At 47.3% G+C, this 20,982-nt stretch carries 13 protein-coding genes and 1 riboswitch; of the genes, 12 read left to right on the forward strand and 1 reads right to left on the reverse strand.

What is annotated here, in order from left to right; translation table 11 throughout:
- Positions 1 to 130 precede the first annotated feature (130 nt).
- From ACXADP_RS04795 to ACXADP_RS04845, 11 genes are all read left to right on the forward strand, one after another.
- Positions 131 to 4,102, forward strand: a complete 3,972-nt coding sequence (locus ACXADP_RS04795) for a cell wall-binding repeat-containing protein (RefSeq protein ID WP_474970961.1) — start codon at positions 131 to 133, stop codon at positions 4,100 to 4,102.
- A gap of 98 nt (positions 4,103 to 4,200) precedes the next feature.
- Positions 4,201 to 6,660 carry a cell wall-binding repeat-containing protein gene (locus tag ACXADP_RS04800; protein WP_474970962.1) on the forward strand — a complete coding sequence of 820 codons (2,460 nt, stop codon included), beginning with the start codon at positions 4,201 to 4,203 and terminating at the stop codon, positions 6,658 to 6,660.
- A 126-nt stretch (positions 6,661 to 6,786) separates the two neighbouring features.
- Positions 6,787 to 6,891: riboswitch (SAM riboswitch) on the forward strand.
- Positions 6,892 to 6,977: 86 nt separating this feature from the next.
- A complete protein-coding gene (gene mmuP / locus ACXADP_RS04805; RefSeq protein ID WP_474970963.1) occupies positions 6,978 to 8,387 on the forward strand; it encodes an S-methylmethionine permease in 1,410 nt (469 codons plus the stop codon).
- Entirely contained in the window at positions 8,353 to 9,303 is a 951-nt protein-coding gene (gene mmuM, locus ACXADP_RS04810; RefSeq protein ID WP_474970964.1) for a homocysteine S-methyltransferase, read from the forward strand. Before mmuP ends, mmuM begins: the two co-directional genes overlap by 35 nt.
- A gap of 120 nt (positions 9,304 to 9,423) precedes the next feature.
- Positions 9,424 to 11,301, forward strand: coding sequence for an LTA synthase family protein (locus tag ACXADP_RS04815; protein WP_474970965.1), 1,878 nt, complete (start codon positions 9,424 to 9,426; stop codon positions 11,299 to 11,301).
- 298 nt (positions 11,302 to 11,599) lie between these two features.
- Positions 11,600 to 12,781 carry a poly-gamma-glutamate synthase PgsB gene (gene pgsB / locus ACXADP_RS04820; RefSeq protein ID WP_474970966.1) on the forward strand — a complete coding sequence of 394 codons (1,182 nt, stop codon included), beginning with the start codon at positions 11,600 to 11,602 and terminating at the stop codon, positions 12,779 to 12,781.
- A gap of 19 nt (positions 12,782 to 12,800) precedes the next feature.
- The gene (gene pgsC, locus ACXADP_RS04825; RefSeq protein ID WP_160837953.1) at positions 12,801 to 13,250 is read left to right on the forward strand and encodes a poly-gamma-glutamate biosynthesis protein PgsC; all 450 of its coding nucleotides are present in this window, start codon (positions 12,801 to 12,803) and stop codon (positions 13,248 to 13,250) included.
- A 12-nt stretch (positions 13,251 to 13,262) separates the two neighbouring features.
- Positions 13,263 to 14,420, forward strand: a complete 1,158-nt coding sequence (locus ACXADP_RS04830; protein ID WP_474969569.1) for a CapA family protein — start codon at positions 13,263 to 13,265, stop codon at positions 14,418 to 14,420.
- A 43-nt stretch (positions 14,421 to 14,463) separates the two neighbouring features.
- Complete coding sequence (locus tag ACXADP_RS04835; RefSeq protein ID WP_474969568.1) at positions 14,464 to 14,841, forward strand: hypothetical protein; 378 nt, start codon at positions 14,464 to 14,466, stop codon at positions 14,839 to 14,841.
- A 219-nt stretch (positions 14,842 to 15,060) separates the two neighbouring features.
- Positions 15,061 to 16,689 (forward strand): gamma-glutamyltransferase family protein, encoded by a 1,629-nt coding sequence (locus ACXADP_RS04840; protein ID WP_474970967.1) that lies wholly within the window; start codon positions 15,061 to 15,063, stop codon positions 16,687 to 16,689.
- Positions 16,690 to 16,774: 85 nt separating this feature from the next.
- Positions 16,775 to 18,382, forward strand: a complete 1,608-nt coding sequence (locus ACXADP_RS04845) for a C40 family peptidase (protein ID WP_474969566.1) — start codon at positions 16,775 to 16,777, stop codon at positions 18,380 to 18,382.
- Positions 18,383 to 19,190: 808 nt separating this feature from the next.
- Here the strand turns inward: ACXADP_RS04845 and ACXADP_RS04850 are convergent.
- Positions 19,191 to 19,535 (reverse strand): VanZ family protein, encoded by a 345-nt coding sequence (locus ACXADP_RS04850; protein ID WP_474969565.1) that lies wholly within the window; start codon positions 19,533 to 19,535, stop codon positions 19,191 to 19,193.
- 232 nt (positions 19,536 to 19,767) lie between these two features.
- Between ACXADP_RS04850 and ACXADP_RS04855 the strand changes: the two genes are divergently transcribed.
- A complete protein-coding gene (locus ACXADP_RS04855) occupies positions 19,768 to 20,709 on the forward strand; it encodes an LCP family glycopolymer transferase (protein WP_474970968.1) in 942 nt (313 codons plus the stop codon).
- Positions 20,710 to 20,982 lie beyond the last annotated feature (273 nt).

Genomic DNA, 20,982 nt, shown 5'->3' on the forward strand with positions numbered 1-20,982 from the left:
ATTCTCTTGATTGTAAACGGATACATATTATTTGTCTAATATTAATACTATTTACACAAATCAAACAACTATTGCTTTATAATGGGGGATGTTGGTGTATCGTGTCAATAAATATCGGGGAGGACCACAAATGAAAAAGAAAGGCCTCGTCAAAGGGGTAAGTTCAGTTGTTGTAAGTTCTATGGTGCTGGGGATGTTTGCCGGACCCGCTTATAATGTCAAAGCGGAAGCACCCACAGCAGATACGCTGTTGTTTTCGGAATATGTGGAAGGCGGTTCCTTTAATAAAGCGCTGGAACTGTTCAATGGGACAGAAAAGGATATAGACCTTAGTCAGTTTACGCTTGATCACCATAATGGGGGGAGCGGGGAACCTACCTATTCCTTCGAGCTTAAAGGCACACTGGCCGCCGGGGAAACGCATGTGATTGCGAATGAGAAAGCGTCACCGGATATTCTCGACGTAGCGGATGAAATAACCAAGGATCAGACGATGGGCTTCAATGGAAATGACACACTTGTTCTTAAAAAAGATGGAGTGGTCGTTGACTCCATCGGGCAGGTCGGGTTGAGTGATGATTTTGCTAAAGACGTTACACTCACCCGGAAAATGGATCAGCTTACTGGAGATACCGATCTATCAGACAGTTTTGATGGAGACGCTTCGTACAATACTTACCCGAAAGATACCTTGTCTTATTTAGGACAATATCCAGACGATGTTGAACCGGAACCGGATGAGCCGGTGGAATTACAAACAATTGAAGCTGCGAGAAGTGTGGATGATGGGTCGACGGTCAAAGTTCAGGGGATTGTGACAGCATCGTTTGTAGAAGGCGGAAAAACCAACATATACATACAGGATGATACGGCAGGCATTGTCGTCCGCGCCGCTGGTCTGGATGCTTCTATTGGGGATGAAGTAACTGCACAGGGATCTTTGACTGATTATTATGGCCTGCAACAGATTGAAACAAGTGCTGAACAGGTATCTGTGACAACTGAAAACAAAGGAATTCCGGATCCTCAGCTCGTGAAAAGTAAAGATTTCTCCTCTGATGAGGGAGAGAACTTCGAAGGTGAATATGTAAAGGTCAATAATATTACCGTTACAGAGAAGAATCAATACGGTGACTATATTGCTGAAGATGAAAAGGGCACTTTCCTGATCTCTCCTAAAACAGAAGTGGAAATGGAAGCCGGTAAAACGTATGAGTTGGTTGAAGGCGTTGTTACGTATGATTTTAATCAATACCGCCTTGTTCCAAGAGAAGAAGCCGATGTCGTTGAAACCATTTTCTCAGTAGCTGCCAGCCCGTCATCAGGCAGCGTAGTGAAAGGGTCCGAAATCAAACTTCGTACCGCCCAGCCGGATGCGTCGATCTACTACACGATGGATGGAAGTGACCCGACAAAAGAAAGTACTGCCTACACAGGTCCTATCACACTGAATGAAGATACAACGATCAAAGCTGTTGTTATCAAAGACAGTGGAGAGGTCAGTGAAACGGCGAGTTTCTCATATGAAGTCATGGCGCCGCTTGATCATGTAGATATTCATGACATTCAGGGTGCAGCTCACGAATCCCCTTATAAGGATATGAACGTGGAGAATGTAGACGGAGTGGTAACCGCCTTGGATGGGAGCAGCGGTTTCTATATGCAGGACCAGGAGCCTGACAGCGAAGTGGCCACTTCTGAAGGTATTTATGTCTATTCCAGAAATTCAGGTGTGGCAGTCGGAGATGTCGTTAATGTCAATGGCCAGGTGAACGAATGGAGAGAAGACGGCTATGATGATGCGGACGATCTCTTGACAACGCAGATTAGTGCGGCTGCTGTGGAAGTGACTTCTTCTGATGAGACGCTGCCGGATACGACGATCATCGGTGAGGACCGCATCCAGCCGACCGAAAATATTGAGGATGACGGTCTGACCAGCTTTGATGCAGAGGAGGACGCCATCGACTTTTATGAAAGTCTGGAAGGAATGCGCGTGGAACTGAAAGATGCCACGGTTACAGGACCTCCAAAGTACGATGAAGTAGCCGTTTATGTAGATAAAAGTGAAAACCAGCGGATGACAAATGCCGGCGGGCTGCTCATTTCGCCTGATGACTACAACCCGGAGCGGGTTCTTGTGGATATCGATGGGTACGATGTTGATGTCACCGTAGGCGATCAGATGGACGGATCGATCACAGGTGTCGTCGGATATGATTACAGTAATTTTAAAATCCGGACAACCGGGGATTTCCCAACGGTTGAAGGTGGCGGGACGGAACGCGAAACGTCTGACCTGCAGGTGGAAGAAGATAAACTGAATGTGGCCACGTACAACATGGAGAACTTCTCTGCGGATACTCCTCAGAAAAAAGTGGACCGCATTGCCGAATCTATGGTAAACAACCTGAACCAGCCTGACATTATCGGACTTGTCGAAGTCCAGGACAATAACGGCCCGACGGATGACGGCACCGTAGAGGCTGATGAGTCCTACAAGAAGCTTATCCAAGCGATTGAGGATGCCGGCGGACCGTCGTATCAGTTCACAGATGTCGCTCCGCTGGATAAGACCGATGGCGGCCAGCCGGGAGGGAACATCCGTGTCGGATTTATCTACAACCCGGAGCGGGTTTCTCTTCCTGACAAAGAAAAAGGGGACGCTGTGACAGCGGTGGATGTGGATGAAAACGGCCTTACGCTGAACCCCGGACGGATTGACCCTGAAAATGAAGCGTTTGATGATTCCCGTAAGCCTTTAGCTGCTGAATTTGAGTTCAACGGGGAGAAAATCGTTGTCGTTACAAGTCATTTTAACTCCAAAGGCGGAGATGATGCCTTGTTTGGAGCCAGCCATCCGATTGAACTGGGCAGCGAAGTCCAGCGGATGAAGCAGGCGGAAGTCGTCAATGAATTCGTCCAGAAAGTCGTGGATCGTGTCAGTGATGCAAACGTCGTCGTGATGGGCGACTTAAATGATTTTGAATTCTCCAACCCGATTCATGCCCTTGAAGGCGATGTGATGACAAATATGGTGGAGAAGCTTCCGGTAGAAGAGCGTTATTCCTATAACTATCAAGGGAACTCCCAGGTGCTCGATCACATTTTAGTGACCAACAATCTTTCCGAACGCACGTCGATCGACAGTGTCAATATCAATGCTGACTTCTCAGAAGAAGCCGGACGTGCCAGTGACCATGACCCGATGCTTGCGCAGATTGATTTCGCGGATACCGCCGAGAGGATCTCCGGTTCAGACCGCTATCAAACAGCCATTGAAGTATCTAAAAAAGGCTGGGATCAGTCGGAAACGGTGGTCATTGCACGTGGGGATTCATTCCCGGACGCCCTGGCCGGAGCCCCGCTTGCGTATAAGCTGGATGCCCCGATTCTTTTGACGAAATCTAATAAACTATCATCCGAAGTCAAGGCAGAGTTGAAACGTCTTGGTGCGGAAAAAGCGGTCATTCTGGGCGGCGACGGTGCGGTATCCGATTATGTCCGCTACCAGCTTGAAGGTCAGGGTCTTTCTGTTGAACGTATTGACGGAAAAGACCGCTATGAGACGGCTGCCAACATTGCCGCTCGTCTCGACGGCAGCCCGGATAAAGCGATCGTAGCAGACGGAAGAAATTATCCAGACGCTCTGTCTGCGGCTTCCTTTGCTGCACAAAACGGCTATCCGATTCTATTGACCAAAACGAACGAACTGCCGTCTGAAACCGAGCGTGCCTTAAAGAATATGGAGAGCACGATTGTTACAGGTGGAACGAAAGCGGTCAGTGATGAAGTTTTGAATCAGCTTCCTGACGCTGTGCGCATCAGTGGAGCAGACCGCTACGCAACAGCAGCGAAGATTGCCGGCGAACTCTCCGGAAATTCTAAAGCCGCTTTCGTTTCTACAGGGCGTGACTTTGCCGACGCTCTGACCGGATCTGTCCTTGCTGCAAAATACGATGCGCCTATGCTTTTAGTGAAGCCGGACGATATTCCGGACAGCATTGATGATGTCATCGAAAGGAAGGACTACCGTAACTTTCATGTACTTGGTGGAACAAAAGCCGTAAGCGATGATGTGCTGAATGGTTTGCAGGACTGAAACGTTCCATCTATTCCTCCAGCATCGGATCTGCCCTTTCCCAGCAGAGGCGGGACAGAACTGATGCCGGAGACTTATAAAAGGGGAGAATGAAGAAAATGAAAAATCTGAATTTGAAAGTGTTGGCAACAGCCGCTGTCACAAGCGCCATTGCATTGGGGACTCTGGCCATTCCTGGAGGAGAAGTAAAAGCCGCTGAGGGCGATTTTGACTTGACGATTATGCACACGAACGATACGCATGCACACTTAGAGAACGTTCCCCGACGTGTGACCATCATTGATCAGATCCGTGCTGACCGTGACCATTCAATCCTTCTTGATGCCGGGGACGTGTTCTCAGGTACGCTTTTCTACAATCAGTACAAAGGACTTGCCGACGTCCAGTTCATGAATATGCTCGATTATGATGCAATGGTTCCAGGAAACCATGAATTTGATGACGGGCCGTCAGTGTTCGCTGATTTTATTGATCAAGCTGAATTCCCAATCGTCAGTGCCAACATTGACTACAGTCAGGATGAGCGCTTGAACGGATTGTTCAACGATGAAATCGGCATGCCTGGGGACAATGGAAATATCTATCCTGCTTCCGTCATCGATGTCGATGGTGAAAAAGTCGGGGTATTCGGTTTGACGACAGAAGAAACGAAGTTCCTTGCCAATCCCGGGGATACCATTGATTTCGAAAACTATCTCCAAAAGGCTGAAGATACAGTGAAGAGGCTTGAAGGAGAAGGCGTCGATAAGATTGTCGCTCTGACCCACCTTGGCGTTAACTATGACAAAACGCTTGCTCAGGAAGTGGAAGGGGTGGACGTTGTCGTTGGATCTCACAGCCATACAAAGCTGGAGGAGCCGCTTGTCTATAACGAAGAGGCTGAGCCGACACTTGTTGTCCAGGCATCAGAATATGGAGAGTACCTTGGAGACCTTCAAGTATCTTTTGATGGTGAAGGTGTACTTACGGAATGGGATGGAAAGTTAATCAATGTAGAAGAAAGTGATGTAGCACCTAATGCAGAAGCAGCCGAACTGCTTGCTGAACTGGAGAAGCCTCTTGATGAATTGAAGAAAGAAGTCGTTGGAGAAACGACGGTTGCCTTGAACGGAGAACGTAATGATGTAAGAAGTGGAGAAACGAATCTTGGAAACTTAATCACAGACAGTATGCTTGCCAAAGCTAAAGACAAAGTGCCGTCTACTTCAATTGCGATTCAGAATGGTGGGGGCATTCGTGCTTCCATTGATCAAGGACCAATCACGATGGGAGAAGTCCTTACAACGATGCCATTTGGTAACACCCTTGTCACTCTGGACCTAACAGGGCAGCAGGTGTGGGAGGCTCTTGAAAATGCAGTGAGCGACATTGAGAATACCGGCGGCCGTTTTGCTCATGTATCGGGAATGCAATATACGTTCGATCGCTCAAATGAAGCAGGAGACCGTATCGTTAATGTCAAAGTGAAAACAGACCATGGATATGAAGCGCTTGATCTGGACAAAGAATACACGGTGGCTACGAACGCCTTTATCGCCGCAGGTGGCGATGGATATGAAACATTCAAGGAAGCCAAGGATGCCGGTAAGATGACAGAATTATTCTTTGTAGACTATGAAGTATTCAATGAATACCTGGAAGAGCAGGGCACGGTTTCTCCTGATGAAGAATCCCGTATTGTTGAAAAAACGACAGAACGTGTGAGCGGAGAGGATCGTTACCAAACAGCCGTTGAGATTTCTAAAAAAGGCTGGGATTCTGCTGACACAGTCGTCATTGCCCGGGGAGATGAGTTTGCGGATGCTCTTGCCGGTGCTCCTCTTGCCTACAAGGAAGATGCGCCGATCCTTTTGACAAAGTCCGGAAACTTGAACAGTGAAGTAGCTGCGGAAATCAAGCGCCTGGGTGCTGAAAAAGCGATTATCCTTGGTGGGACCGGTGCCGTTTCTGAATATGTGAAGTACAAATTATCAGGAATGGGTGTCGACGTAGATCGCATCTCTGGGAAAACGCGCTTTGACACGGCGGCTAATATTGCCGCCCGCCTTGACGGAAACCCTGAGAATGTAGTTGTAGCAGATGGATTCAACTATCCGGATGCTCTGGCTGTGGCTCCTTATGCGGCGAAGGAAGGCTACCCGATTCTCCTTTCTAAAACAGATGAGCTGCCATCCATCACCAAAACAGCTCTTGCTGACTTTGAACAGAGCATTGTTGTAGGTGGAACGAATGCCATTTCTGAAGAGGTCGAAGCGATGCTTCCTGACGCTTCCCGTTACAGCGGTAAGACTCGTTATGAAACAGCCTCTACCATTGCAGAACAGCTGGGTGTGCAGGAAGGGAAGACATTCGTAGCGAATGGTCAGAACTTCGCTGACGCTTTAGCGGGCTCTGTTCTGGCTGCGAAGGAAGAAGCATCCATGCTCCTTGTTAAGCCGGATCAGCTTCCGGAATCCACAAAAGAGACGATTGGAAAGCTTGAAATCAACAACTTCCAGGTGCTCGGCGGTACAAATGCTGTCAGCGATGAAGTGGCAGAGCAATTGGAACAGAAATAAGCATATGAGTATGAGTGAAAAGCCTCTGGTTATGAACCAGGGGCTTTTCATTTGGATGGTATGAAGGATAGAATATTGAAAATAAATTGACAATTATGATTAAGACTAGTAGAGTTATAAAAAAATATCTTATCCAGAGAGGTGGAGGGACTGGCCCTTGGAAGCCTCAGCAGCAGGTCTGTGAAGATACTGTGCTAATTCCAGCGGGTGAACAATCCTGATCGATAAGAGACTTCCATCTATTATTTGTCAGTTGACGCACTCATTCAAGGGTGCGTTTTTTAATTGTTTGCCCACCATCACAAGGGGGGAGACAAATGGAATATCAATTTAAGAGAGAAATGAAAACAAGACACCTGGTGATGCTTTCACTGGGAGGAGTTATCGGTACGGGACTGTTTTTAAGCTCAGGGTACACCATCCAGCAGGCCGGTCCGTTCGGGACAATCCTAGCCTATTTGATTGGTGCTTTGGTCGTGTATCTGGTGATGCTCTGTTTAGGAGAGCTGGCCGTTCATAACCCTGAAACAGGGGCTTTTCATACATACGCTCATAACTACATAGGGCCGGGGACAGGCTTTACTGTAGCATGGCTGTACTGGCTGACGTGGACGGTAGCTCTCGGGTCAGAATTTACAGCTGCCGGGCTCTTGATGCAGCGGTGGTTTCCCGATGTAAGTGTGTGGATTTGGAGTGCGTTGTTCGCCGCTCTTATTTTCGGATTCAATGCCTTTAGTGTGAAATTTTTTGCGGAGGCAGAATTTTGGTTTTCCTCTGTCAAAGTGGCAGCCATTGTCCTTTTTATCATTATCGGATTCGGGGCCGCCTTTGGGTGGATACAGCTGTCGGGGTCAGAACCGGCTCCATTCTTTTCAAATCTTACGAGTGAGGGCTTGTTTCCAAATGGTATAACGGCAATCTTCATGACGATGCTTGCTGTCAATTTTGCTTTTTCCGGTACAGAATTGATTGGGATTGCCGCAGGGGAAACGCAGGATCCAGCGAGAACCATCCCGACGGCAATTCGGACAACGGTGGCACGGTTGATTATTTTCTTCATTGGGACCATTGCCATTTTATCCATCTTTCTTCCAAGTGAGGCGGCAGGGGTTGTGGAAAGTCCGTTTGTCGCAGTCCTTGACCGCATCGGTATTCCTTATGCGGCCGATGTCATGAACTTTGTCATATTAACAGCCATCCTTTCCGCAGCCAACTCCGGATTATACGCGTCGGCCCGGATGCTGTGGTCACTGGCGGACAAGGATACCATCTCCCCGGTGTTTGCGAAGCTGACAAAAAAGGGAGTTCCTTTGACAGCGATCATCTTTAGTATGCTTGGCGGCGGTCTGGCGCTGCTATCCAGTATCATCGCCCCGGATACCGTTTACATCATTCTGGTATCGATCTCAGGGCTGGCTGTAGTCGTCGTCTGGATGAGCATCAGCGCTTCCCACTTCCTTTTCCGGCGGGCGCACCGGCGGGCAGAAGGAAATGATAGTGATTTATCCTACAAAGCCCCGTGGTACCCGGTGGTCCCGATTGCGGCTTTTCTTCTATGCCTGGCATCCTGTATCGGCATTGCCTTTGATCCGACACAGCGGATCGCCTTGTACTGTGGGGGTCCGTTCATTGCATTCTGCTATGCGGCTTATTATGTGAGAGAATCTATGAAAAAGAAAAGGGGAGTAAAACATGTCCAACAAACAAAATCTATCCAATCCCATTGAATCTCTTTTGGAAAAACAATCGATGGTTCTCCTGGACGGGGCTTTGGCAACGGAACTGGAATCATACGGATGCGAGCTTGATAATCCTTTATGGTCCGCAAAAGTGCTGTTGGAAAAACCTGAAGCGATCAAAGATGTGCATGCCTCCTACTACAGAGCGGGAGCAGACATCAGCATCACCGCAAGCTACCAGGCGACGACTGATGGTTTTGCCCAAAGGGGCTTATCAGAAGAAGAGGCTGTCACTCTCATTAAAAAAACGGTCACGCTTGCCGGGGAAGCACGGGACGAAGTGTGGAGGGAAAATCTTGAGCGGCCAAGGCCGCTTACAGCTGCTTCTGTCGGACCCTATGGTGCCTATTTAGCGGATGGCTCGGAGTATTCCGGTCATTACGGCGTCACGGATCAGGTTTTATTTGATTTTCACCAACCACGTATTCAAGCACTTGTTGAAGCGGGTGCTGACGTTTTAGCGGTTGAAACGCTGCCTTCTCTGCAGGAAGCAAAGGTGATCGGTTCAATTTTACAGGAGTATCCGTCTGCATCTGCATGGATTTCTTTTACGTTAAAAGATGGTCAATCGATCAGTGAGGGTACTCCGCTCAAGGAGGTCGCTTCAGCGTTGGAGGGTAATACACATGTGGCTGCTATAGGTGTGAACTGTGCGCCTCTGGAACATGCGGCGGAAGCTTTACAAGAGTTGAACCGCTGTTCGAGCAAGCCGCTGATCGTCTATCCAAACTCCGGGGAAGATTATGATCCGGAAACGAAGACGTGGCATGGGTCTGCCAGTCGGCTTGACTTTCATGAGCAGTCCAAACTCTGGTACGAGTATGGAGCAAGGATCATCGGTGGCTGCTGCAGAACGACGCCCGCCCATATAAAAAAGCTCGCAGACATGTGGAAATCAGAGTGAATAACAGAATCTTCTCAAGCGCCTTTTGAAGCCATGCTGATGAACCGGCCTTATTCTACCTTATTTACATTAAGTTTACATAAACTTTACATTTGGGTAGAATAATAGAGAGGTGTTTATATGAAAGATTCGATGAAACGTTTACTAACCAGTTATTTCTTTTACTTTTTTATTATGATTTCCTTGAAGTTTATAATTTTGCGTTATCTGCTTCTTCAAGATGCGAGTATTTGGGCAGGAATTTGGTATGATGCTTCGTTTATCTTGATTTTTATGGCTCTCATTGAGCTTGTCTTTAAGCGGGGCAAAGCGGCTGCCTATCTTGTTCTGGATTTGTTTTTGTCTCTTTTGTTTATTGGCATGTTGATTTACGAGCGTTACTTCGGAACCGTTCCTACATACTATGACCTATCCCAGCTTAATCAAGTTGGCAGTGTGAATGAAAGCATGTGGCTGCTCGTCAATGGCACAGACTTTCTGTTTCTCGCAGATCTGCTTCTGCTTGTTGTCATTTGGATTGTGGGCAGGACATGGACGTATCCAACGAAACAGACGTCCAATTTCGCTATGTCTGTCTTCCTTATTGCGGGTCTTGTAATCGCCATTTTCAATTTTCAAATGAATAAAGGAGAGCCCATTCTCGACAGCGCTCTTTTTGCTAAGGAAAACGGCTTATTCAATACGCAGTTTGTTCAGTATTACCAGGACCAGACAAACAGTGAAAAAGCCTTCGCTTTTTCCGGTGAAGATCAAAATGTCACGCAGCAGAAAATAGAAGAGCTGAAAGGCAATTCCTATACGCCGATGAGTGAGCATGATCATTTCGGAGTGGCGGAAGATCGGAACTTGATCGTCGTCCAGATTGAATCGCTTCAGGACTTCGTTATCGGTGAATCGATCGATGGCCAGGAAATCACACCGAACATAAATGAATGGCTGAACGATAGTATGTATTTCACGGATGTCTACCAACAGATCGGTTCAGGCAATACATCAGACGCAGAGTTCCTCATGAATACGTCACTTTATCCATTAGGGAAAAAAGCGACCACCGATCAAGTCGGCGGCATGGAACTTCCCTCTCTGCCGAGAATGCTTGATGAAAAGTCGTACCATAACGTGACCATGCATGCCGATGAGGTGGAGTACTGGAACAGGGACGAACTTTATCCAGCTCTTGGTTTTGATGATTATTATGATGATAAGTTTTACGGAGAGAAAGATACGGTCGGCTTCGGACCATCGGATGGATGGTTTTACCATCGCTCGATGGGTGCGATTGATGAAATCGACGAAGAGTATGACAAGTTCTATGCCCATGTGCTGTCGTTAACGAGTCATACACCGTTTGAAATGCCTGCAGACAAAGAAGGCCTGGAACTTCCTTCTGAGTATGAAGGAACTTTAACAGGGAACTATCTCCAGTCCGTTCACTATGCGGATCAGGCCCTTGGGGAGTTCTTCCAGGACTTGAAAGACCGCGGCCTCTGGGAGGAATCAGTCATTGCCCTCTACGGTGACCATTCCGGTCTTCACGGCAAACTGCTTAAAGACGAGGATCAGGATCTTCTTGCTGACTTTTTAGGGGAGCGGTATTCCTTGTTGAACCGTTTTAACATCCCGTTTATTGTAGGTGTCCCCGGTGAAGAGGAGCTGACAGGAACGAATGATCATACCGGCGGGCAGATTGATATGATGCCGACGCTCCTGAATCTGCTGGGTGTGGAACCGGAGTCCCTGTACTTTGGACATAACCTGCTTCATTATGAGAACAACCTGCTCGGTATGCGTTACTATGTTCCGACCAGCTCGTTCCTGAACAATGGAACGTTCTATATTGCACAGAACAGCCGCTTCGATGCACGTATATTGAATATGCAAACAAACGAGCGGATTGAAGATACGTATAAAGACCCGAATCATGCTTTTAAAGAGGAAAGAGAAGACATTCTACAATTGCTCCAATGGTCGGATGCCTACTTCGAAAGCCTGCGTTAAAATAAGAACTATACAGAACCTTGTCCTATATTGGGTAAGGTTCTTTTTTTCTGTCGGGAAATGATAGAATTATGAATTTTTAATGGAATGGTGTCCTTCTGTTTACAAACTGGAAGGATTTTGGTAGTTTATGAGTTGTGTCTTCTATGATTAGGTACATAGGACTATTGTGAACAAAAATTGTAAATCTACTATTATATTTTCCGCTGTCCATTATAAAAGTATTGTCGAACGATGAGGCTTATTCTATAATTATCTAGTCTATTGAAGAAATATGTTTAAGAGGAAGTGAGCTCATATGCTACTGATCCCTATTGTGCTGATCATCGTTCTAGCTGCTGGTATTTATGAATGGCAGCGTCATAAAAAGAACATCGATGCTCTGCCGATACGCGTCAACATCAACGGGGTACGTGGGAAATCCACGGTTACACGTCTTGTTACGGGGATTGTAAAAGAAGCGGGTTACAAAACAATTGGAAAGACAACAGGAACGTCTGCCCGGATGATTTTCTGGGATACACCGGAAGAACAGCCGATCAAACGGCGTCCGGAAGGTCCGAACATCAGGGAGCAGAGAATGGTTGTGAAGGAAGCCGTCGATCGTGGTGCAGAGGCCCTCGTCAGTGAGTGCATGGCAGTGAATCCTGACTACCAGATCACGTTCCAGGAAAAGATGCTCCAGGCCAATATCGGAGTCATCGTAAACGTCCTGGAAGACCATATGGATGTTCTGGGTCCGACATTGGAAGAGGTGGCTGAATCCTTTACGGCTACGATTCCATACAACGGTCATTTAATTGTTTCAGAAAGTCCTTATGTAGAAATGTTTAAAGAGATTGCAGCGAAACGAAACACCGAGGTGATTGTTGCGGATAACAGCAGAATTTCCGATTCGTTTTTACTGCAATTTGAATATATGGTATTTCCTGAAAACGCTTCGTTAGCATTAGGCGTCGCTCAGGCCCTCGGTATCGATGAGGAAACAGCATACAGAGGAATGCTGAACGCTCAGCCGGACCCGGGAGCGATGAGGATCCTCCCGATGGGAGACCAAGAGAAACCATCTTACTTCGTGAACGGTTTTGCTGCGAATGATGCCGTTTCTACAATTAATATATGGAAACGTGTGGAGTTCCTCGGATATCCGACAGAGAATCCGATTGTCGTCATGAACTGCCGGGAAGACCGTGTGGATCGTACGGAACAGTTCGCCCGTGACGTTCTTCCTTACATTCCAACGGATACGCTTGTGTTAATCGGGGAAACGACCGAACCGATTGTCACGGCGGTTGACGAAGGAAAGATCAAAGTGGAAACGCTGCTTGATTTAGAAGGGAAGACGACGGATCAGATTATGGATGTCCTTTCAGAGATGTTCACGGACCGCGTCATTTATGGAGTTGGAAACATTCATGGAGCTGCAGAACCGATGATTGAACGAATGCAGGATTATAAGATTCAAACAAGCGTCAGCTGACGAGGGGGAAATGAAAGAAATGTTTGGTTCGGATTTATATATATCCCTTGTATTAGGGATCATTCTAAGCTTGATTTTTGCTGAGAAAACGGGTGTCCTGCCCGCAGGCCTCGTTGTACCCGGATATCTGGCTCTGGTCTTTGACCAGCCGATTTTTATTGCGGTTGTCTTTTTTATTAGTCTACTCACTTATGTCATTGTTACATTTGGAGTTTCAAAGTTTACAATTTTGTACGGACGCAGAAAATTTGCAGCGATGCTGAGTGTAGGGATTGTACTCAAGCTGCTGTTTGATTTCCTCTACCCGGTTGTTCCATTTGAGATTATGGAATTCCGCGGCATCGGGGTTATTGTACCAGGGTTGATCGCTAATACGATGCAGAAGCAGGGCTTGGTTGTCACAACAGCAAGTACATTGCTGCTCAGCGGTCTGACTTTCTTGATCATGACGGTTTATTACCTGATTTAAGGTGGATATCACATGTCTAAACAATTAGATTTCAAAGAGAAACTGCTGAAGAGGATTAAACGTGATAAAAAGGCCACCCCAAAGCATGTATTCATCGCTTTGATTGTGACATTCCTGTTTATCGCGGGATTTGAAATGTTTTATACCCAGCCTGTCCCGGAAGCTGAATCCAAGGAAGATTCTGAGTTCAGTGCCACATTCGTAGGCGATATGATGTTTGGGCGGCACGTGCTGGAGGTTACAGAGAATAAAGGGACCGACTTTCTTTTTGAAAATGTGGCCCCGTACTTCCAGAGTTCTGATTATGTGACAGGTAACTTTGAGAATGCGGTCACCCTTCAAGACGAAGAGAGTTACCAGAAGCTTGAAAAATCGATTCATTTAAGTTCAGATGCTTCACCTGTCCAATCACTGGCGAGGATGAACTTCACGAACATCAACCTTGCCAACAACCACACGATGGACTTCGGGGAGCAGGGGATGATTGAAACGATGGCATCCCTTACCGAAGCAGGACTTCCTTATGTGGGGGCAGGGGAAAACATTGAAGAAGCTCAGGAGATTGATTATCAGGAGATCAACGGTTTGAACGTTGCGACTCTTGGGTTTTCTGATGTTCCTGTAGCCGGTTCCGAGGCCCTGCAGTTCCGTGCAGGTGTGGCAGATGCCGATCCTGAACAGTTCCTGCCTTTAGTACAGGAAGCGAGTGAGAACTCGGATATGGTCTTTGTCCATATCCACTGGGGAGCCGAGTACGACAACGAACCGCACCCGAGACAGCGGAAACTGGCCGAGGCGATTGTGGATGCAGGAGCAGATGTCATCATCGGGCACCACCCACACGTCTTGTCACCGGTGGAAGTGTATAAGGATTCTGTAATCTTTTACAGTCTTGGAAACTTTATTTTTGACCAGGGATGGTCCAGAACACGCGATAGTGCTCTGGTCAATTACAACTTGATGGATGACGGGACAGGCCGTTTCGAAATCCTCCCGATGAGGATCAGGGAAGCGAGACCATCCTTGACGACCAATCCTTATAACCAGAAGAAAATCTTTCTGCAGTTGACTCGTGGAGAGCCACAGGAAAACTTCACAGAGGAGAACGGCAGATTAACGATAGAAGTCGATCATTCATCCATTTTAGAGCAGAAAAACAACAGCCAGTAATTGTATACCGGCGTTCTACATTAAAAAAGGAGTGCGTATGAAGATGAAAGTAGTTAAATCGGTGTTTCCATTTGTTTTGTTGTTCGGAGCTATGTTTTTTATGACGCAGTATAAGCAGCTGGAAACATTGTCTGCTACAGAGGCGTACCAAATTGATGTATTCCAGCAGGAAGCGGAGGCAGCAGCTGAGGAGCAGTCAGAACCCTTGACGGCATCAGCAGAAACGAGTGCCGGCATGGAGAGTGTCCAGTCCGAGCAGCCTCAGACGGAAGCTGCTGTAGAAAATGATTATGCTGTCACAAGTGATGGAAGTATTGTCCGTGTTTATAACAACTCCGGTGAGCAGGTCTATCAAACGACATTGACCGACTGGGAGCAGAACCGCGAACAGTACTATGAAAAGTATAAGCTTGGGTCATGATGTTGGAGCACATTCTTAGGAATGTGCTCTTTTTCGAAAGCATAGAGTATTTGTTGTTTGAAAGTTTTTATCATATAATAGAAATCGTTCTGAAAATACTAAAATTACATGGGAAATGTTATAGAGACATAAAGGACCAAAGATTTACGAAAGCTGTAATTCTTAAATCAATCATTTAAAAAGATGAAAGGTGCGTCGGGATGGATGGAGAATAAAGGGTTGTTTATTAGCCTCTTTATCATTGTGGTTGTAGGCGTCGGTATTGTGTACTACAGTCAAGGAAAGTTTCAAAGTGATGAAGTGGATTACGAAGTGGAGACGACGGATCCGATTGAAACGACGAATGGTTACGGGGTCAGTTCCACACACCCGCTTGCCGTTCAAGTAGGGATGGAAGTTTTGGAAAACGGAGGGAATGCTGTTGATGCAGCTGTAGCGGTTACATATACCCTTGGTGTGGTAGAGCCCTATGGCTCCGGAATCGGGGGCGGAGGGGAAATGCTGGTTCTTCCAAGTGACGCAGACACCCCGAAAAGTTACAACTACAAAGAGACCGCACCACTTTCCGGTGGCGATCCACAGTATAATTTCGCCATTCCAGGCATTGTTAAAGGAATGGAAGCCATTCATGAAGACTACGGTACGACAGATATAGCCGAGTTGATCGATCCTGCTGTCACTTATGCAGAGGAAGGTTTTACAACGGACAAGCATTTGACAGATCGTCTGCAGGGAGCGGCCTACCGGATGAACATGAGCCAGCTTCAAAACTTTTACCCACAAGGGCAGCCGGTTGAGCCGAACCAGACATTGAAGCAGCCGGAACTGGCTGAAACGCTCCGCAAAATCCAGGAGCAGGGATCTTCCGTTCTTTACTCCGGTGAAATTGCGGAACAGATTGCCGGAGAAGTCAACGGAGTGGAAGTCAGCGACTTCGGCGCTTATGAAGTTGTCGAGAGCGAACCGGTCCAAGGGGAATTTGCCGGCTTCGATGTGTATGCGTCTCCGCCGCCGCTTGCAGGGGCAACGACCATTCAGTCGCTGCAGATGGCTGAAATGCTTGATATTAAAAGTTCAGAGGGAACCTCTTCGGATTTCATCCATTTGATCGGGGAGATTTCTAAGCGGACCTATGATGATCGTCTGAGTGAAATCGCTGATCCTGATTTCCATAAGATCGAAACGGATAAAATCATGACGAAGGAATACTCTGAGGAAATGGCTTCTACGATTTCCATGGATAAACTATCGGAGAACTATGAAGTCGATGATTCGATTGCTGATATCGAAGATGATGATAATACGACCCACTTCGTCATTGTAGATAAAGACGGGATGATGGTGACAGCGACTCACTCCTTGAGTAACTTCTTCGGCTCTGGTAAGAATGTCGCCGGAATCTTCCTGAATGATACGATGAGAAACTTCAGTATGAATGGGTTGAAACCGAATGATAAGGAGCCTGGAAAACGCCCGCGCAGTTTTACTTCACCGACAATTTTAACGAGTGACGAGAAAAAGATTGGCATCGGTACACCGGGTGGGAAAAGGATCCCGCAGGTGCTGACACAGGTGTTGACCCGTAATCTCCTGTTTGATGAACCGATTGAAGAGGCTATCGCTGCTCCACGTTTTTACATCGAGGATGACAACATCTTTGTAGAAGAAGATTTTGACCCTGCGGTAAGGCAGGAACTGGAAGAACGAGGGTATACCGTATACCTGGAAGACTCTGCTTTCTACTACGGCGGAGTGCAGGCGCTTGTTGTTGATGAAGTCAACAGCACGATGTACGGCGGTAAGGATGACCGCCGCGATGGAGCCTGGCAGGTGAAAGACAGCGAATAATGTAAACAAATGAAGACTGCCGTCCGATATTAGGACTGCAGTCTTATTTTTTTGAGCTTATTTATAAAGCAGAGGAGAAGTGATGGTGAAACGATTTTTTTACGGGGTCTTGACGTTGATGGTTTGTACGGTTTTATTGTTGGATGAAAAGCTTGTGGATGCCGCTCTGACGTCCGTTGTGGAGGAAGCTGAGAAGCATGTAGGTGTTCCTTATCAATACGGTGGTGAATCTCCTGCAGAAGGATTCGACAGCTCAGGGTTCAGCCAGTATGTATACGAGGAAGGAGCCGGCATCGATCTGCCGCGGACCGTTCGCGATCAGGCGGCGTTTGGAGCTTCTGTACAGAACAATGAGCTTCAATCCGGGGATCTGCTCTTCTTTAGTAAAGATGAGACGAGCGGTGTGACCCATGTCGGTATCTATGCAGGGAATCAAACGATGATTCATGCTTCAGCATCCAAAGGCATTGAACTCATCAATTATGAAAACAGCAGCTATTGGTCTTCCCGTTATACGAAAGCCGTGCGGGTGAATGAAGAACCGGCCGGATCATCTGTTTCAACTTCCCACCCGATTGCCATGGAAGCCTTAACCCATGTAGGCGCGCCTTATGTCTACGGTGGAGAGCAGCCGGATGGTTTTGACAGCTCGGGATTTGTGCAGTATGTCATTCAGCAGGTCCTGAATTTTGATATGCCTCGGACGTTGGCCCAACAGATTGGTATGGGAGAGCCGGTGTCCAGGGAATCGATCCAGGAAGGGGACATCCTTTTCTTCAGCAAGGATGGAAGTAAGCCTACCCATACGGCTGTATATGCTGGCAGTGATCAAATCGTCCATCCTACTTTATCGAGCGGTGTAGAAGTGACCGCATTTGAAGGAAGCAGCTATTGGAGTGGGAGCTTTATGGAAGCCCGCAGAATCACAGAAGGTCCTCAAATCGCTGAAGATCATGATCTCGTAGCAGAGGCCTTGAAATACTTAGGGGTCCCTTATGTCTTTGGTGGTGAATCACCGGAAACAGGCTTTGACTGTTCCGCCTTCACGCGGCATGTTTTTGAAAAGGCCGGGCAGATCTTCCTGCCTCGTTCCACGGATCAGCAATGGCAGGTAGGCGAAGATGTGGACCTTGCTGATATCCAGCCGGGGGACGTCGTCTTTTTCAGTGACACGTACAGAGAAGGGATTTCTCACAACGGGATTTATGTCGGAGACGGGCAGTTTATTCACGCCTCCCGCTCAGAACAGGTGACCATTTCCTACTTGAGCGAATCGTACTGGCAGAAGAAGTTCACCGGTGTAAAACGATTTGACGGTCTACAGATCCCGAAGGAGCATCCGGTCGTCTCAGCAGCGACCCAGTTCATTGGAGAAGTCCCTTATCAGTCCGGAGGCACGACACCGGAAGGATTTGATACGGCAGGATTCGTTCAATACGCGTTCCAGCAGGGAGCGGGGATTTCTCTGCCGCGGTATGCGGACGACCAGTGGAATACAGGGGCAGAAGTAGCGAAGGAAGACTTACAGCCTGGAGATATCGTCTTCTTCCAGGGCAGCTACTTGAACCCTGCAATTTATATCGGGAACGGCCAGGTGGTCCATGTGACGTTATCGGATGGGGTGAGAGTCACGAACATGCATACCAACAGTTACTGGGCTCCTAAATATTACGGCGCTAAAAGGATCAACTGAATGCTAGGAGGACCGCGCTTCCCTGGAGGCCACTGAAAATTCCTTCCTATCAAGAGAAGTGGTTGGAGGTGGTTGTTGTTTCTCACGAATCTCTTGTCGATGGATGCTTGCCGGGGGGCACGGCCTCAGCTAACTTGGTCAAGAAGATCACTTGACCAAGTGGATCTTCGGCTCGCGCTGTTCCCGCAGGCGTCACCATCGAACGCTCATCGTGGAATCAACGGTGTCTTATCTAAAAGGCTCTGTTATTGCTTGGTGTTGTTATTTAACATATGAGCTCCTATCACCCCTTTCTGTCATGGAATTTGTAGGAGGCGGCCTTGGGAATGACTCCCTTTCCGTGGAGTACCGTGAGCCTCCTCAGTCAGCGCCTTCAGGGGTCTCATGATGTACCTTCATGCCACAGGGGTCCCGCCATTCCCAAGGCCGCCTCTTCAAAGAAGGGTAGTTAGAAAGGACATAACCGAAGTCCGAGGAGGCTTATCGTTCCTCGCGGAAAGCGGACGGTTTTCCCTGCCATCCCATGCTCTGAGTAACCAACGGACCGGAACCCTAATTCCAGACGGAGACGATTTAGTAATCGTTTAAATATCAACAACAGACTTTAACAGAGCTATCTAAAAAAAGTGATTTTCTTTGATTTATAAAAGAAAATCACTCTTTTTTTCTTTTGAAACAGTAAGAATATCAAACAAAGGCCTAAAAAAAAGGTATAAAATTGAAGCGGAGCATAGTGAATTAAAGCTCAGACCCAAAGATGAGGTTGCCTCATCTTACATGGAATATTTTACCCATGCAATCCGCATTTTTACTTTACCTTTGACAAACCCTCAGTTTTTAAGAGGCCTTCTTCCCGGCGCGGTCTTTTTTTATGGAACGTGGACTTCCGCAGCTTCCAATGGACCACGGCCATCATGACAAGGACGCCGGTCCAGTCTTTAGCGATGTCGATCACGGAGAACGACCGGCCGGGGGTGAACCATTGGTGACACTCATCCACGACCCCGTACGTCATACTGAATATCCCGGCGGCGATGCTTGTCCATTGGGTCAATCTCCCATAAACACACAGGGCCGTGATGATCCATGCATATAATAGAGCGAACTCTATTACATGCATGGCTTCAAGAAGTGTCCCTAAGGTTACAGCCATGATAGGATCCATCCTTTCACAACGGATATCGAATAGCTGGACTGAATCCAAATAGCAGCCATATAGAGAATAGGAAGCAGGACGACGGTTATTTTTTTCAACAAGTAATCAACTCCTCCCTGCTAGCAGTTTCGGGGGAAAACAGGAGTTTTATACAAAAAGCAATTGTCATAATTGGTAGATTTTTTATATAATGGTTGTTAGATTGCTTGAAAAAATTGGAGGAACGAGAATGAGCCGCGTACAAGAAAAAAAGAAAAAGAGAGGCCGTTGGTGGAAAATCCCCCTGCTGTTTGTCAGTATCCTTATTGTAGCTGGAGGGGTTTATCTATTTACGGTCTATAATGGGGCCAAAGCGACGGTCGATAAAAAAATGAATGAAGAGGTCGCATCGATTGATCATGAATTGACGGAAAAGAAAGTCCAGGATAAAGAGCCGTTGAATATCCTTCTGCTCGGAGTAGATGAACGCTCTAATGATTCCGGTCGGTCCGACGCTTTAATGGTTCTTTCTCTTGATCCTGATAACAACCGAAGCCAGATTGTCAGTATTCCAAGAGATACACGGACAGAGATGGTCGGGGACTCCAGCCATAATGGAGAGCAGGATAAAATCAACCACGCCTACGCTTTTGGCGGGACGGATATGGCCATTCAGACGGTAGAGAATTTCCTCGACATCGATCTGGATTATTATGTTCGGATGAATATGGAAGGCCTTGCTGAAATGGTCGATGCTGTGGGCGGCATCACTGTCCAGAATTCCCTCGACTGGCAGGGGAGCAACGGTTACCATTATAAAAAAGGAGAGCTGAACCTGGACGGGGAGGAAACCCTCGGATATGTCCGCATGAGATATGAAGATCCACAAGGGGACGCCGGCCGTAACGAACGCCAGCGTGAAGTCATCCAGGGTGTGATTGAAAAAGGAGCAAGCTTTGGCTCTGTCAATAAAATCGGGGACATGCTTGATGTTCTTGGTGGGAATGTTACGACCAATATGGACTTTACGGTTATGAAGGATCTGATGTTGAATTACGGCAGCGCCCGCAAAAACATGACAACCTATCAGATGACCGGAAGTGGTACAAGAATAGACGGCATCTATTATCTGCTGGTTTCAGATGATGAAGTGGATAAAGTCCGTTCACAGATTCAGGGATATCAATCTTAAAAAAAGCGCTCCTTCAAGAAGCCCGCTGAAAAGCTCCTTCCTATCTTCTATCAAGAGAAAGGGTTAAAGGTTGTTGTTGATTCTCACAAATCGCTTGTCGATGGATGCTTGCCGCGGGCACGGCCTCCGCTGACTTCGTCAATAAGATCATTGGACCAAGTGGGTCTTCGGCTCGCGCTGTTCCCGCAGGCGTCGACATTGCGATTTTAGAGCGAACGTGAAACGAATGAAGGAATAGAAAGAATAAGGCTTATGAAAATAGAAAAAAGCGGA

The sequence above is a fragment of the Halobacillus sp. AWH4_228 genome (genome assembly GCF_056158365.1).

Bases quoted from the DNA above. Each gene is read 5' to 3' on its own strand.
- pgsB (WP_474970966.1), top strand. From the start codon at position 11,600: ATGCTACTGATCCCTATTGTGCTGATCATCGTTCTAGCTGCTGGTATT.
- ACXADP_RS04850 (WP_474969565.1), bottom strand. From the start codon at position 19,535: ATGGCTGTAACCTTAGGGACACTTCTTGAAGCCATGCATGTAATAGAG.
- mmuP (WP_474970963.1), top strand. From the start codon at position 6,978: ATGGAATATCAATTTAAGAGAGAAATGAAAACAAGACACCTGGTGATG.
- mmuM (WP_474970964.1), top strand. From the start codon at position 8,353: ATGTCCAACAAACAAAATCTATCCAATCCCATTGAATCTCTTTTGGAA.
- ACXADP_RS04815 (WP_474970965.1), top strand. From the start codon at position 9,424: ATGAAAGATTCGATGAAACGTTTACTAACCAGTTATTTCTTTTACTTT.
- ACXADP_RS04800 (WP_474970962.1), top strand. From the start codon at position 4,201: ATGAAAAATCTGAATTTGAAAGTGTTGGCAACAGCCGCTGTCACAAGC.
- pgsC (WP_160837953.1), top strand. From the start codon at position 12,801: ATGTTTGGTTCGGATTTATATATATCCCTTGTATTAGGGATCATTCTA.
- ACXADP_RS04835 (WP_474969568.1), top strand. From the start codon at position 14,464: ATGAAAGTAGTTAAATCGGTGTTTCCATTTGTTTTGTTGTTCGGAGCT.
- ACXADP_RS04855 (WP_474970968.1), top strand. From the start codon at position 19,768: ATGAGCCGCGTACAAGAAAAAAAGAAAAAGAGAGGCCGTTGGTGGAAA.
- ACXADP_RS04830 (WP_474969569.1), top strand. From the start codon at position 13,263: ATGTCTAAACAATTAGATTTCAAAGAGAAACTGCTGAAGAGGATTAAA.
- ACXADP_RS04795 (WP_474970961.1), top strand. From the start codon at position 131: ATGAAAAAGAAAGGCCTCGTCAAAGGGGTAAGTTCAGTTGTTGTAAGT.